Origin of the sequence: Streptomyces sp. NBC_00258 (assembly GCF_036182465.1) — a bacterium.
GTDB lineage: Bacteria > Actinomycetota > Actinomycetes > Streptomycetales > Streptomycetaceae > Streptomyces.
The window spans coordinates 4949508-4963830 of record NZ_CP108081.1; the positions used below are offsets into that span (position 1 = coordinate 4949508).

Genomic DNA, 14323 nt, shown 5'->3' on the forward strand with positions numbered 1-14323 from the left:
TGCACGTACCGGCGCGCCCCGCTCTTTGCACAGAGCAGCCAGAGGCCCGACCGATGAGCGCAGATCGGCCGCCTTCGCGTACTGGCTCATCAGAGTTGGCAGATGGAGCAGCCACCCTGGTCATCGTCGGATTCGAGTGGGTCTGAGAGAGCGTCTAGTCACACCCAAGTGGCTCACGGGCCCACCCCGGGGAGGCAACCCGCGTGCGGCATAAACCGACGCACGAGGGTAACCAGGAACTGCGCACTGGCGTGCTCACGATGGTGGCAATGGGGCGTGCGGGACGCCCCATAACGATGCTCAGCGCGGCCACTCACGGGCCGACTAGAGAGGGGTTCACACAGATGCCTGCGCGATCTGGGCCAAGCGGCGGGCGCCGAGGACTAGAACCCCTTGCAGTACGACCTCTTCGTCTGCCGGCACGCCCGATGCACGGAGCTCGCTCTGGACATACGCTTTGGCCGCATTTCGATATTCGATGCACGCCTGTCGGGTAACGCCAGTCACAACGCTCGTTGCCCGTCCGCGACCGATTGTTGCGAATTGCCGTGCAAGCCAGCGATACGCCGCAAACTGAAGACTAGGCTCTGCGGCGCCTGCCATCACTCGATCGTCTCGCAAGTAAGGACTGTCAGGATCTGAGATCATCTTCCAGGCCAGCTGTTCAGATCCTGTCAGGGCCTCTGAAGAGATGCCCCCCTCGGCGAGCGCCGCCGCATCCCCTCTCAGCTCAGCAATCGGGCACATGGTCGCAAGGGACACCAATCCCTTGACCCCGTTGGCACCCACCTTAGTGTAGTTGACATTGCGGTCACCCTTAATTCCGGCCCCTAGCCAGAAATCAGGGTTGGCGAGATAGGGAACAACACGTGCGTTCATTCGTTCGATCCAGCGGTCAAGGACAGCGAATCGATCCGATGAACATTCCCACTCGCCAGCAAAGTCAGACCGGGCGATATCAAACCTGACCGCCGAAAGGAGGATGCCGCGCTGAAAGATCACAGCAAATGCATTATCGCCAGATTTTACATTCTCGGCGATACCGCGGGCGAGATCACTCGGATCATTCCCCGTGCGGGTCTGAAATGCCTGCTTTCCGTATTTATCGAAACCAAGCCAGAGCTCCAAGGGGCCGCCAATCAGCCCTGCCGCCTGATACCCCTCCCTCAGCTGCTTGTAGGGCTCCAGCTGCAGGAGGGGGCGCACGATCGCCTGCCCAACGCCGCTCGCGAAGACATCCGCAACTGCAGAGACTTCCTCAGCAGAAAATATGAAAGGCAATGCGTCGTCTTCGTACTTACTCACCCTATTACGCAGGGCGAGCTCCGACCAGCGCGAATCACCTGTAGGGCCGATGAGCGCACTCACCTTGGTGATATATTCGCGCAGTCCCTCATAGTCCGACTCGTCGCAACGATTCGGGTAGATCTGTCGGATGGTTTCATGCAATCCGAGGACACTCGTAAGATGAAGACCCCGATCGAATTTCGCCTGATCCGAGTGCCAATCGACGAGCGCCAGTGGGATTCGATCAATCGAATCTTGGCCATTGCGACCGTCTCCGACTTCCGACGTCAAGAGACGGCGCATACTTACGGACACGATGTCCTGATCGTCGAGCAGATACGTGCGCGTCTTTGAGACCGCCACGGCATGCTTGTTCAGGGCGACAAAAATGCTCCTGCAGGCATGAAGTAGCCTATCCTGATCTCGAGCAGGAACGAATCCAGCTCTCTCGTCAAGAACCAAGAGAAGTACAGGAATCTTCGTGGTATCCGGCTTAAGCAGATTGGTCTGCGGTGAGTCTAGGATCCTTTTCAGGGCCAGGAAGCGGTGTTGGCCATCGAGAATCACGGCACGAGCACGCTTAGTGCTCCACCGGATGAACCCGATATCCGTTCCGGGCAAGTTGTCGATTTGAACGGGGCCGATCGACGTACGCTCAAGATCGCCATCCGGGGTTTCGGCCGGGGCGGCTGAGTCTTCAATGTAACTTTCAGCGACCGTGTCAGCCTTATCGGGATCGACTGGTAGAAGAACAACGGTGAAGGCGTTGAAAAACTTGAGTGAGCCGGGTTGCCTCAAGTAAGTAGCGATCGGGCCGGCGGCACGGTCCTCGTCAACCGTTCGCTGAAACAGTTCCTCGAGGTTCACGGGCTCGTCGTCACTAAAAGCTAGCTCCCGAGCCAGGCGCAGGTACTGATCTGCTTCCCTGATGGTCATCGAGATGGAGAAATAGGGGACCTTCTCATCACCGATGGCATATTCGCCCCGGACGTAGGAGTATTGGTCGGTATAGGCTGGGCGACGACGGCTCAGTGACGAAAGGCTCATGGGTTAGTCCATCTTCATATTCAGCAAAGGGTGGGCGGCGCGAATGGTCAGCGACTCAGCAAAACGCACGAGCTGATCAACTTGTCTCAACTCAGGGGCTGCCGCGGCGTCAAGTTCGGAGTCCGAGAAGAGAGCGTCATCGTCTTCAGCGTCCAAATCGTTACCCCCGTCATCGTCGTCGTCTGCGCCGTCATCCTCTCCTGCGCTGAGGATATTTCTTGCGGTCGGTTCGGCCGCGCCGGCCGCCCGCAAGGCACGAGCACGTTCTTCTTCAGCGGCCACAAGCTCCGCGATATTGTCGGGTGATGCAACAGGGAGCATGAGTACCGCACAGTCGTTTACCGTCAGCCCCAGGCGTTCAAGCTCGCCACTGAGATGAGAGTCCGATTTCATGTGCGCCTTAAGGCGTACCGACAAGTTGACGGCCTTACCTACGTACAGTGGCCTCTGAAACAGCGTGGCACACAGAAAAGCCCATTCGAGATGCAGGTTGCGAGCCTTTATCATCTCTTCCACCCGGACAGCTGAAGCACGCGTCAGCTCAGGCGGGACATCCTGAATCAGAACATTTCTATATCGCCCAACCATTCCAACTTCGAGCGGCTCACCACGGGGCGCACTGATTCTTGCCTGGACGACAGAAAACACGTCTTCCGGTTCCCGCTCGAGTGCTGTCTTTCCGATATCAGTGAAGTCAAGCGTCCAGATATATATGCCAGGCACTCTTGGTATCAGCTCGGAACGTTCCCGTCCCATCGCCAAGTACTCGCGAACGTTCAGCACGCGCGTTTCAAACGCAGTGAACACCCATCCCCCCATGGTGCACGGACGCGCGGATCCGCTCGCTCTGCCGGAAGTCGAGCCCATACCCTAGCAGTGGGCCTCTTCAACCTGCGTGGGAACTTGCCGACTTGGCGGCGGATGAGGGTCGGAAAAGGGATGACGCGCCAAAGACTCCATCCTAGACACCTGTTCCGGGATCCACATGGGCCGGCCATTGACGTTCACCTCGCCCAGTTCGGCGCTTCGGTACCAGCCTCCCTACGGCCCGACTAGCGCCCACAACCTGCCTCATCGCGCAGAGCGACATCCAGTTGAGCAGTGGTCCTGCCACTGGTTCCGCCGCCCTCTGACTGACCGCTCGCGGCCCGGGGCACAAGCGGCGTCGCGGGCGCTACTCCGGAAATAGCAGTGGCCCGGCTCGGTCTGCCCGAGCCGGGCCACTTACCTGCTTCTACGCCTCAGAGGTGGCAGACGGAGCAGCCGGCCTCGTCGTCGTCGGAGTCGAGCGCATCCGAAAGCACTTCCAGGAGGGGCCGGTTGGGCTTGACGCGCTTGGCCGCGCGGTCCAAGGCTGCCTGGTGCTTGGCCTCGATCTCGTCCTTGCGCTCTATGAGCTCCGGGAGCGACTCACCCTGTGACCACGTGTAGTTGCGGCCCTTCATGGCCGTGTGGCGGAACCGGACCTTGTCCTCGTACTCCACGGCCTTGTCGTACAGGTCGGGGTGGCGCTCCTTCAGGCCGACCCATTCGTGCTTGCGCTGGAAGAAGCAGAAGTAGCAGCCCGAACGCGTGCGCCACTCGTAGTAGCCGGGGAGTCCAATGCCAGCTTCGTCGAGGATGCGCATCACGCCGTCCTTGTCAACGCCATCCTCGCGGAAGGGGAAGACGGCATCGATGTTCGGCTTGGTGCTGACGTAGCCGAGGCGGTTCTCGTCGGCTCGGATGGCCACATAGGAGATGACCTTGTCGTCGCCGACCCACTCCTCCAGCGGCTTGATCTTCAGATTTTTGGTGCACCAGCGCATCTGCGGGCTGGGCAGGGTGCCCTGGTAGACCTCCATCCAGTGATCGAAGTTCCGGTCGGCGTTGAGTCGCTCGATGGGCTTACCGAGGGCCGCTTCCAGCCGGTTGAGGTACTCGTACGTCTCTGGGAGTTCAGCACCGGTGTCGCAGAAGAAGTACTCCATCTCCGGCACGCGATCGCGCATGTAGATGGCAAGCGCCGAGGAGTCCTTGCCGCCTGAGATACCCAGGACGTGGCGAACCTTTTCCTGGGTGACTGGATCCGTCATGCCCCCTCCTTCGTTTCAGTTGCTGTGACAGCCGGCCCGTCGGCAACGCGTTGTGCAAGAGCGGCGAGCAAGATCCGTGCGCCGTCGGGTCCGAGGGCCTGCTCAGCCTGCTGCAGTACGTCGGCCGCGAGCTGGTCGGCCTGGCCTCGGGACTGCTCCGGCACGTAGATCAGCGTCCGCCGTTCCGCTCCTGTCTTGTCCGTCAAGGTCAACAGCCGCGTCTCCAGATTTACTTCCTGCTCACGGGTCTCGCTGCTGTCCTGGTAGAGGTGGGCAACGCGGTCGAGGGATGCGGACATCTCGCGTGCAAGGCGAGGGAACATGCCTGCGTCCCGGTCGTCCCAGTCTCCGAGTGCCTTGTTGGTGAGGCGGACGACGATCGGGTCGAGCCAGTCCTCGTCAGCGAGGCTTTCGCTGAGCACGAAGTCGACGAAGCCCCGCAGCTCCGGGTTCAGTGACACCGTGGCGAAGCCATTCAGCCGCGCGGCGAGTGTCGACCGCAGCTCGGGAAGCGTCGCGGGCAGACGGAACTCTTCTGCGAGAACCGCGACCACTTCTTCCCGCAGCGTGCGTTCGATTCCGGTGATCTCGTCTGCCGCTGCGGTCAGCCTGTCGACATACTCCGTGGCGGCTGCCGCGTCGGCGCGGGTGCCGGCTTCGATGGGGGCAAGGCTCAGCGCCTTGGGCAGAGCCCGGAAGAGAAGGTCGTCCGGATCCTGGGAGTTTGCCAGGGCGTTGCGCACGGCGAGCGCATCCGGAGAGATGCGCTTGGTCTTGCGAGCGTAGCTGTTCAAGACCATGACGCGTTCGAGCAGCGCCCTGGCTACGGACAGCAGATCGGGGTTGCGCAGCGCCTGTGACCGTGGTGGTTCGACCTTCAGGGACACCAGGAGCTTCTTGATCACACTGGCGCGCTGGCCCTGCCCGACTGGCGTGTATTTCACGTCGAAACGGGCGGGGGCGGCGAGGACGCGGTCGACGACGTCCGGCGTCAGCCGGGGCAGGTAGGAGCCTTCTTCGAAGAGGGCGACATCGTGTCGGCGGATCACCAGGGCGGTGACGACTAGCAGAGGCCAGACACCGGCCTTCACCCCGTAGGGCGGGCTCATCAGGACCCGGATGATGTGGTCGAGGCTGGTACGCCGGGTTGCTGCGTCCAGCGCCTCCTGCAGCGCCTCCCAGACGGGCTGGGCGTGCTCGTGGCCCTCGCCTGGAGCGGAGAAGCCGTACGGCAGCAGGCTGTTGGGGGAATTCTCTGCCTGGATTGGGCCGTTGGCCCGGTGCAGGCCGAGGAAGGCCAGCGCGCCGCTGTAGATGGCTCGCTCCGGACCGTATCTTCCGGCCGTCGCGTCGAAGCCCAGGTACTGCTCGCCGGAGCGGGTGAGCATCGCGTCCAGCACATCGCTGCGGGCACGGGCGGCGTTGCTGGTGAGTGAGTGCCGTCCGAGCATCTCGTTGCGAATGTGCGGGGTGTGCGGGTAGACGCTCTCGCAGGCGAGGGAGACGAGGCCGCTGAGGCTGCGGGCCGGCAGGCTCGAGCTGTCGGGGGCCGTCCCCGGGGCGAGTCCGGCGTTCCACAGGTCCCAGGTGGCGTCCTGGGTCGGCGGGTAGAAGGCCGCCTGGATGACCTCCCGCAGCTCGGCCTCCGCCTGGACGGCGCGGTCGGTGACCTCGCGCCGAGCGACGTGATCGAGTTCCTTGTCTTCGAGCAGCTCTTTTAGGGCGATGAGGTGCGTGGCGGAGTTGAGTACCACATCGGGGTGGGTGGTTGTTCCGAGGATCACCGGCAGCGTCGAGTTGACGGTGGGCAACTGGTCCCGGGGGCCGAGGTGGAAGACGAGGAGGCCGTCGGCCGGGTCCTTCAGCTCGTCCGGCGCCTGGATTTCGCGGGTCTCTGGGCCGCTGACGGCGGTGAGGAACACCCGCATCATCCCGGTGACCTGGCTGTGGCGGCCGGCGACCACGGCGCTGGGAAGGTGTGCGCCAAGGCGCTGGACGATGGAGGCATCGTCGAGGTGACTGATGATCTCCTTCAGGCGGGCGTCGATGTCGAAGTCTGTGCCCTGCCAGACACGATACTCACCGCTGAACTCCCGGTGGACGAGGAAGCCGCGGCGGACGAGGTCGGCGAGCTGCTCCTCAAGGCGGGCGAAAGCGCCCGCGTCGGTCAGATCGGTGGGGTCGTGGAGCGCGAGGTGGATCATCTCGCTGGTAGCGCTGAGCGCGCCGTCGGCGTCAATGAGGTTCAGAACGCCGATGGTCTTCAGCAGCGCCTGGTCGGCGTCGGGCAGTCCGTTGGCTTCCTTGATGCGCGCGTCGACTTCGATCCAGCGGCCGGCGTTGGAAGCCGCGAGCAGCGAGGTCCGGCCGGAGTTGAGGAAGTAGTCGTACAGCTGTGGCAGCTGCACTGTGCTGGCGAGTTCGGCATCCGGCCGGGAGTGTGCGACCAGCGAGTCGCGGACGGTGTTGGGCTCTCCGCTGTTGAGGAAGCCCGACAGGCTGCGGTCGTGCTGGCCGATTTGCGCCGCCAGGATCGGCGCAGCGATCGCCGTCAGTGGGTGCAACGGGTAGAGGCCGGCGAAGTCGTCGCTGGCCAGCTCGGTAAGGACGTTCAGACCGTGGTTCTTCCACGCGAGGGCTGATGCCTGGGCCGAGGCGCGGATGAGGTCCTGGCCCGCTGCGTCGACCGCGGAGTGGTCGAGACGCCGGCGCAGGAGCTGCAGGGAGTCGCCGTGGTGCGGGACGAAGGTGACGTCCTCGAAGCGGCCCTGGATCTTTGCCCATTCGCGGATCTTGAGCTCACTGGACCGTGACGCGTAGTCCATGAACGACAGGTGCTGCAGGGTGACCAGGAAGACGGGCAGGCCGTTGGGCCCGGCGCTGTGCTCGGCGAGCTCCTGCAGGAGGAAGAGATCGTGCTCGGCGCCGGAGAATTCGTTGTGTCCGGCAAGGTGTTCCAGGGTCTTGCCGAACTCGTCGATGATCAGCAAGAGCGGCTGCTGATTGTCGGTCAGGGCCTTGATGGCGGCCATGACCTGCTTCGTCTTCGGCCCGGTCGTCGTCGGGTCTTCGCAGGCCGCGAGTGCTGCGGCGATGTTCTTCGGGATGCGCTTGCCCCAGCGGCGCTTTGCCGCGGTCTCCAGCGCACGGGTCACAGTGGCGACCAGCGGTTCACGCCGCGCGGTGGCCACGGCTCCGAGGAACCCGGTTCCTGTCCGCTCAGCCCGAGCCGTGGCGAGACGCTCGGCGAGGGCTGGGCTGGTGTCCGCAAGGATCCGGTGAGCCTCCTCGCGGCGGTCCTCGTCGCGGCCGAGAAGCGCTTCGATCAGGTTAGCCAGCGTGGACTTCCCGGAGCCGTAGGGTCCGGTGAAGGACCACGCGCGGGGACGCCGCAGGTCGCCGACAGCGTTGGCGATGCGCTCCAGTACATCAACTGCCCTCGCGCCGACATACGGTCCGTGCAGTTCGTCCTCGACGTCGCGTTCGAGGTTGGTCGACCGCATCTGGGAGCCGACCAGCTCGATACCGGCCGGGAACTGAGTGGTTACCTCGTCCTGCGGGGTGCGGGAGGTCCGCGTGGGAGCTGCGGTGGTCACGCGTTCTCCTGAGTCGTGAACTGCTGCTGGTGGTCCTGGATCTTGCGTTCGGCCTTCTCGGCCTTCTCGGCCTCCTCTGCTTCGGCCAACTGCGGGTACTGCGCGCTCCATTCGTCCCGGGTGGGAAAGCCGGGGCGCCGGGTGACGTGGTCGTACTGCTCGTCGAGGATGTCCCAGGCGAGCGCCATCGGATCGCTGGAGAAGGACATGGTCCGCTGGCCGACGGCGTCCACCCGGTTGAGTTCCGGACGGCCCACGGCGACCTTGTCGAGGGCGGCGACGATCTCAGGCTCCCGGACCCGGAAGGCCCGGCCGGGCGCTCCGGGCTCGTTGGCAAGTCGCGCCAGAGAGATGGAGCCGGAACCCTGGGTGTCGCGGGCGGCGTAGTCGAGGCAGGCGTAGACCAGGACGTGGGCCGGGAGAGAGGTGCGCGTGCCAGTGGTGAACTGCCACTCCTGCTTTCCCCGGGTGCCCACGGAGGTCAGCAAGTCCAGCTCACGGAAAGGACAGGCCAAGAGGTCTTCATAGGTGGCGCGGGAACCGCTCTGTTCGACCGGCGTGCGCGCGTACATCTTGGTCAGACACTCGACGTCCCGGGTGATCGACGCCTCAACTGGTCCATCACTGAAGGAGAAGTTGACATGCCGCGTCACGACCTGCGTCATATCCGCGACGGTGAAGCGAGAGAACGGAGCAAGGTGAAACGCTGTGTACCAAGCGGGGGCCCAGCATTTGGCGCCCGGCCGCGACGACACGAGCCACCAGTGCAACAGCCACAAGCTGCCGGGTTCCTCAAGGTAGGGATCGGCGCCATCCTTCTCGTCGAGCAGCCACCGCGCTTCCCAAGTCGGGGACGCGTACTGGGCCTTCGTCTTACCCGCCGGGTCGGCGTGCTCGCGGGTCAGCTTGAACGCCTTTGACCAGTACCGCATGGCATGGACCATGTTCTTACCCACGCCGAGCAGGACCGGAGCATCTTCGGCAAGGAAAGCAGCCGGATTGTCCTTGACCTGCATGTACGCCTTATGCAGCCAGCCGAAGCGGGGGGCGAAGGTCTCATGGCGCGCGAAGCTGGAATGTGCGGCTTCCGCGAGCCTGCTGTCTGCCATACGAGGGCCTCTCAATACAAGAAGAGATAAAGGGAACTGCTGAAGTCAGTGAGCAGCGGCGCCGGCTGTCGTTGCCATAGCGGCGCGCACCTGGTGGACCGCACGCACCACCGCCTCGGCAGCTGCGGCGGTCTCGTCTGCGGTTGTGGCGTAGCCGAGGGAGAAGCGCACAGTGCACTCTGCTTCCTCCCGGCTCAGCCCCATAGCGAGCAAGACGTGGCTGGGAGTTGGGGCTCCCGAGGCGCAGGCGCTTCCGTCGGACGCGGCTATGTGCGGCATGGCGGCCATGACTGCGTCAGCCGGGGCACCCGCAAAGGTGATGCTCGCCACACCGGGCAGGCGGGGGGCTTGTTGCCCGTTGATACGGCATCCACCCACAGCCGTGGTCACCATGTGTTCGAGCTGATCGCGCAGTTGGGTCACGCGGGCGACGTCGTCGGCAAGGTCACGGCTGACGGCCTCAGCGGCAGCTCCGGCACCGGCGATCCCGGGCACGTTGAGGGTGCCGGCCCTCCACCCCTTCTCCTGCCCGCCACCGGTGATCAGCGGCCTGAACGGCAACGGTGTGCCGCGTCGTACGAACAGTGCGCCAACGCCTTGAGGGCCGCCGAACTTGTGGGCCGACAGGGACAGAAGATCGACGTCCACTTCGGAAAGGTCCAGGGACAGCCGGCCGATCATCTGTGTGGCGTCCGTGTGGACTAGCGCGCCTGCGGCATGCGCCGCCTTGACGACCGGCGTGAGGTCGGTGAGAACCCCGGTTTCATTATTGGCTGCCATCAGGGAGACGAGACCGACGTCGCCCCGGCCGAGCTCTTCCTCCAGGGCCACGGTTTCCACCAGGCCGTCCGCCCGCATCGGCAAGACGGTCAGCGATCCCGGCTCGTTTTGGGCCAGATCCCGGGCTGTCTCCAGCACCGCAGGGTGCTCCGCACCACTCGTCACAATCCGGGCCCCGCGGCGGTGAGCCGCGCGCAGCGCGAGATTGTTCGCTTCGGTTGCCCCCGACGTGAAGATGATCTCCCCGGGTGAGCAGTTCAGCAGGTCAGCAAGGTGCCGACGAGCGACCTCTACGCGATAGGCGGCGTCCCGGCCGGGGTGATGCACACTCGATGCGTTACCGACGGCCTGCAGGGCGTCCACAACGGCCGCCAACGCCTCGGGCCGAATCGGCGCCGTCGCGTTGTAGTCGAGGTACGCCGAAACCGGCCCATCAGACTCATCCCTCATGCCCCACCTCGTCTCGCTCAGCACCGCACACAATCTACTCCTGGTGGAACCCGGACGTGCGCACCGGGGGCAGCACCAGGAGTGAGTCGTGATCGTAGCGATCGAGATCGATCAGTCCGCGAAACCGACACTCAGCCCGGAGCGCAAACTGTAACTCGAACTAATGTTCCCTATTGCTTGGGTGCCTGCAACCGATATCGGGAAAGGGCATCGGCGCAGAGGCGGCACGGGATCCTCTATGGGGCCGTCCGCACCTCATCAGCGGCCCTGAGCTGCGAATATCAATCGCTGAGATCCGAGTGTCAGTGCGTGGGTTTATGGTGATCGGGCACTGTAACTCTGGGGCGACTCAGAGTTGCGGGCAGCTCTGCATGCACAGAACTGAGGTGGGGGCTCCGCAAGTTGACGGTCATTCAGACATTGGGGGAAATCTCCCCTGTTCCGCAGGGGTGGTGAATCGATGACAGCGTGGTCGCCCGGCCTGTCCTTCCAAGCCGTGCTGGACAGCGCTCCCATGCCGTACATCCGCGAGCGGCTCGGCAAGCACATGTGCGCTCTGCTCGACCTCATCGACGGCGGAAGCGCCGGCGATGAGCGGCTCCGAGCAGTCGCTGTCGTGGCGGTGGACGCCGAGAAGCTCGTGTCCAATCAGACGGACCGCGAGGAGCTGCTGCGGCTCCTGCCCGCCGACAAGCAGACAGAGCTTGCCCAACGTCTTGGGACGGACGGCGCGGGCACCGATGCCCTGGTCTACCTGAACGGCCTGAAGTGGGCGAGTGAGCAACAGCGGGAGCTGCTGGAGTTCTTCGGCTTCAGCGTCGACAGGGCACCCGCGCTGCCCCCGCTCTTTCGGCAGGACTCCGAACCCGAGTACGGGTTGTTCCCCCACCAACGGCGCGCAGCCGCACGCGTAAAGGAGTTGCTGTACGACGGGCCGCGGCGGGTTGTCCTTCACCTGCCGACAGGCGTGGGCAAGACCCGCACCGGAATGAACCTGATCGCCGACCATCTGCGGCAGCACGAGCCCACGCTTGTGGTCTGGCTGGCGCGTGGGCAGGAACTGCTGGAGCAGGCGGCTGTGGAGTTCGAGCGCGCGTGGTCCAAGCTCGGCGACCGTCCGATTGCGGTCGTCCGGATGTGGGGTGAGGCGCCCACCGACGTGGAGGCGCTGACGGACGGCCTTGTCATCCTGGGGCTGGAGAAGGCCGTCTCCGCGGACAAGAGCGATCCGGAGCTTCTCCGCAAACTCGCATCGCGCAGCACCCTCACAGTCTTCGACGAGGCTCATCAGATCATCGCGCCGACCTACCAGCGAGTGGTGGACGCCCTCACCATCCGCCCCGATGCCAGCTTGCTGGGCCTGACGGCCACCCCCGGCCGGACCTGGGCGGACGTCACGCAAGATGAGCGGCTGTCGGACTTCTTCGCCCGCCAGAAGGTCATGTTGCAGATCGACGGATACAGCAACCCGGTAACCGCCCTCATCGAACAGGGCTACCTGGCCAAGCCCATCATGAAGACCGTCGCCTCCGAAGCCGGCCTGCATCTGTCCGCGCGCGATCAGCAGCTACTCGCGAAGTCCTTCGACATCCCGTCGGAAATCATCGCGTCGCTGGCCAGCGACGAGCAGTGGAACCTCAAGGTCGTTCAGACCGTGCTGGAGCTACTGGAACGCCAGCACCGCAGGATCCTGGTATTCGCGGCCTCCGTTGACCATTGCCGCCTGATCGCTGCCGTCCTGTCAGCGCTCGGCCTCGATGCCGACTTCATCACCGGCGAGTCCTCTGCCCGGCACCGGAACGATGCCATCAGACGCTTCAAGGGCGCCGGCCGACGCCCCATGATTCTGTGCAACTTCGGGGTCCTGACCACAGGCTTCGATGCCCCGGCGGCCAGTGCTGCCATCATCGCCCGACCGACCAAGTCGCTGGTCCTGTACAGCCAGATGGTCGGCCGGGTCATCCGCGGCCCCAAGGCCGGCGGAACCGCCACCTGCGAGATCGTCACCGTCGTCGACCCGGAGCTTCCCGGGTTCGGAGACGTGGCCGAGGCATTCACCAACTGGGAAGACGTATGGGAGACCGCGTGACCGGCGAGGGAAGCAAATACCGGATCGTCAGCCCTTCGCTGACCGTCAAGGCCATGCGCGACAGCGGCTACAAGAACACCGCCTACGCGCTCGCCGAGCTGATCGACAACAGCATCGACGCGGAAGCCACACTGGTTCAGGTCTTCGCCTGTGAGAGCCCGGTGCAGGGCGCCACCCAGACGAGGCACCGGGTGGACACCATAGCCGTCCTCGACAACGGCAAGGGCATGGACACCGAACGCCTGCGGCGCGCCCTGAAGTACGGCGACGGCCTCGGGGGCGACCGCAACCGCATCGGGCGATTCGGCATGGGGCTGCCCAACTCCAGCATGTCCCAGTGCACCAAGGTCGAGGTCTGGTCCTGGACCAATGGGTCCCCGAACGCCATGTACACCTACCTCGATCTTGAGGAGATCAACGGCGGACTCGACGACGTCCCCAATCCCGAACACCGCCCCGTGCCGGAGTCCTGGAGCGACCTCAGCGAGGCGCCCCTGGGCACCACCGGCACCCTCGTGGTCTGGTCGGACCTCGACCGGGTCAAATGGCACGGCGCCGGCGCCACCCTGCGGAACACTGCCGAGCTGATCGGCCGTGTGTACCGGCACTACCTCCACGACGGCAGGGTGGAGATCAAGATGGCGCCGGTCCGCGAGGGAAAGGTCCTCGAAGGGGACAACGGGGCCTACTTCGCCGAGCCCAACGATCCCCTGTACCTCATGGACTCAACCGGGACGCCGCCGCCGTTCGGGAACAAGCCCATGTTCGAGCCCTTCGACATGGGCAACGAGAAGGAACCCGGGGTCGCTTACTTCCCGATCACGGTCGACGGGACGAAGCACAATGTGAAGGTGCGGGCATCCATCGCCCGGCCCGAGGCCCGCCGCGCCGACGTCGAAGGTCACCCGTGGCCCGACAACGCGAGCCCCAACCGCGACGCCGGTTTCCATCCGTGGGGTCAGCATGCTCGACGGAACATCGGGATTTCCCTTGTCCGGCAGGGACGCGAACTTGACCTCGATTCCAAATGGGCCATCGGGTACGACCCCGTCGAGCGTTGGTGGGGCATCGAGGTGGAATTCCCCCCGGAGCTCGACGACATCTTCGGCGTCACGAACAACAAGCAGACCGCCACGGTCTTCTCGTCGCTCGCTCACTTCGACTGGACGGCCGAGGCCGAAGGGGACGAGACGCCCAAGGCGTTCAAGGACCGCATCGCCGAATTCGGTGACCCTCGCCTGCCCCTGATCGATCTCGCGCTCTACCTGGAGAAAAACCTCCTGCCCAAAATGCGGCGGAAGCTGAAGCAGCACACGCTGGGCAAGCGGGGAGGCAAGAAGCGCCACGACGACGTCGTCACGTCCAAGGCCACGGACGCGGTGAAGCGTCGGCAGGAGGACGGCCACACGGGAACGACCGACCGCCTGGCAGAAGAGGCCACCGAGAACGACAAGCGCCAGGAGCAGTTCGCGGCGCTCACCGAGCGGCATCACCTCGACGAGGACACCGCCCAGTCCATGGTCGACGAGGCGCTCGAGAAAGACTGGCGTGTCCGCTGGATCTCCAGCCCGCAGGACTCCACGGCGTTCTTCAACATCGACCTCATGGCCGGCATGCTTCAGGTGATCTTCAACACCGAACACCCGCTGCACAGCGAGCTGATGACCGTCCTTGAAGACGTGCCCGAAGACGCGAACGAGGCCGAACTCCGTCGACGCCTGGCCCGCGCCTCCGACACCTTCAAACTCCTCGTCTTCTCCTGGGCCCGCATGGAGGACGAGATCCCCAACAAGCGGGACCGCGCCAGGATCTCGGACGCCCGGCGCGACTGGGGCCGCTACGCCCGTGACTTCATCGAAGACGGGAGCGATGACGAGTGACGCAGCCGGA

Annotated in this window: 8 protein-coding genes; 2 read left to right on the forward strand and 6 right to left on the reverse strand. The window is 64.4% G+C overall.

All coding sequences use genetic code 11. From position 1 onward, the window contains the following. Positions 1-336: 336 nt before the first annotated feature. From OG718_RS22005 to OG718_RS22030, 6 genes are all read right to left on the reverse strand, one after another. Positions 337-2334 (reverse strand): DNA sulfur modification protein DndB, encoded by a 1998-nt coding sequence (locus OG718_RS22005; protein ID WP_328844973.1) that lies wholly within the window; start codon positions 2332-2334, stop codon positions 337-339. Positions 2335-2337: 3 nt separating this feature from the next. Beyond that, positions 2338-3117: a hypothetical protein gene (locus tag OG718_RS22010; RefSeq protein WP_328844974.1), complete on the reverse strand. Its 780-nt coding sequence runs from the start codon at positions 3115-3117 to the stop codon at positions 2338-2340. Positions 3118-3575: 458 nt separating this feature from the next. After that, a complete protein-coding gene (locus OG718_RS22015; RefSeq protein WP_328844975.1) occupies positions 3576-4409 on the reverse strand; it encodes a phosphoadenosine phosphosulfate reductase family protein in 834 nt (277 codons plus the stop codon). Then, positions 4406-8005: an ATP-binding protein gene (locus tag OG718_RS22020; RefSeq protein ID WP_328844976.1), complete on the reverse strand. Its 3600-nt coding sequence runs from the start codon at positions 8003-8005 to the stop codon at positions 4406-4408. Before OG718_RS22020 ends, OG718_RS22015 begins: the two co-directional genes overlap by 4 nt. Further along, a complete protein-coding gene (locus OG718_RS22025) occupies positions 8002-9114 on the reverse strand; it encodes a DUF4007 family protein (RefSeq protein WP_328844977.1) in 1113 nt (370 codons plus the stop codon). Before OG718_RS22025 ends, OG718_RS22020 begins: the two co-directional genes overlap by 4 nt. A 45-nt stretch (positions 9115-9159) precedes the next feature. Continuing rightward, positions 9160-10344: a cysteine desulfurase family protein gene (locus OG718_RS22030; protein WP_328844978.1), complete on the reverse strand. Its 1185-nt coding sequence runs from the start codon at positions 10342-10344 to the stop codon at positions 9160-9162. 616 nt (positions 10345-10960) lie between these two features. Here OG718_RS22030 and OG718_RS22035 point away from each other — a divergent pair. Next, on the forward strand, positions 10961-12433 hold the full coding sequence (locus OG718_RS22035; RefSeq protein WP_328844979.1) for a DEAD/DEAH box helicase: 1473 nt from the start codon (positions 10961-10963) through the stop codon (positions 12431-12433). Next, positions 12418-14313 (forward strand): ATP-binding protein, encoded by a 1896-nt coding sequence (locus tag OG718_RS22040; RefSeq protein ID WP_328844980.1) that lies wholly within the window; start codon positions 12418-12420, stop codon positions 14311-14313. Before OG718_RS22035 ends, OG718_RS22040 begins: the two co-directional genes overlap by 16 nt. Positions 14314-14323 lie beyond the last annotated feature (10 nt).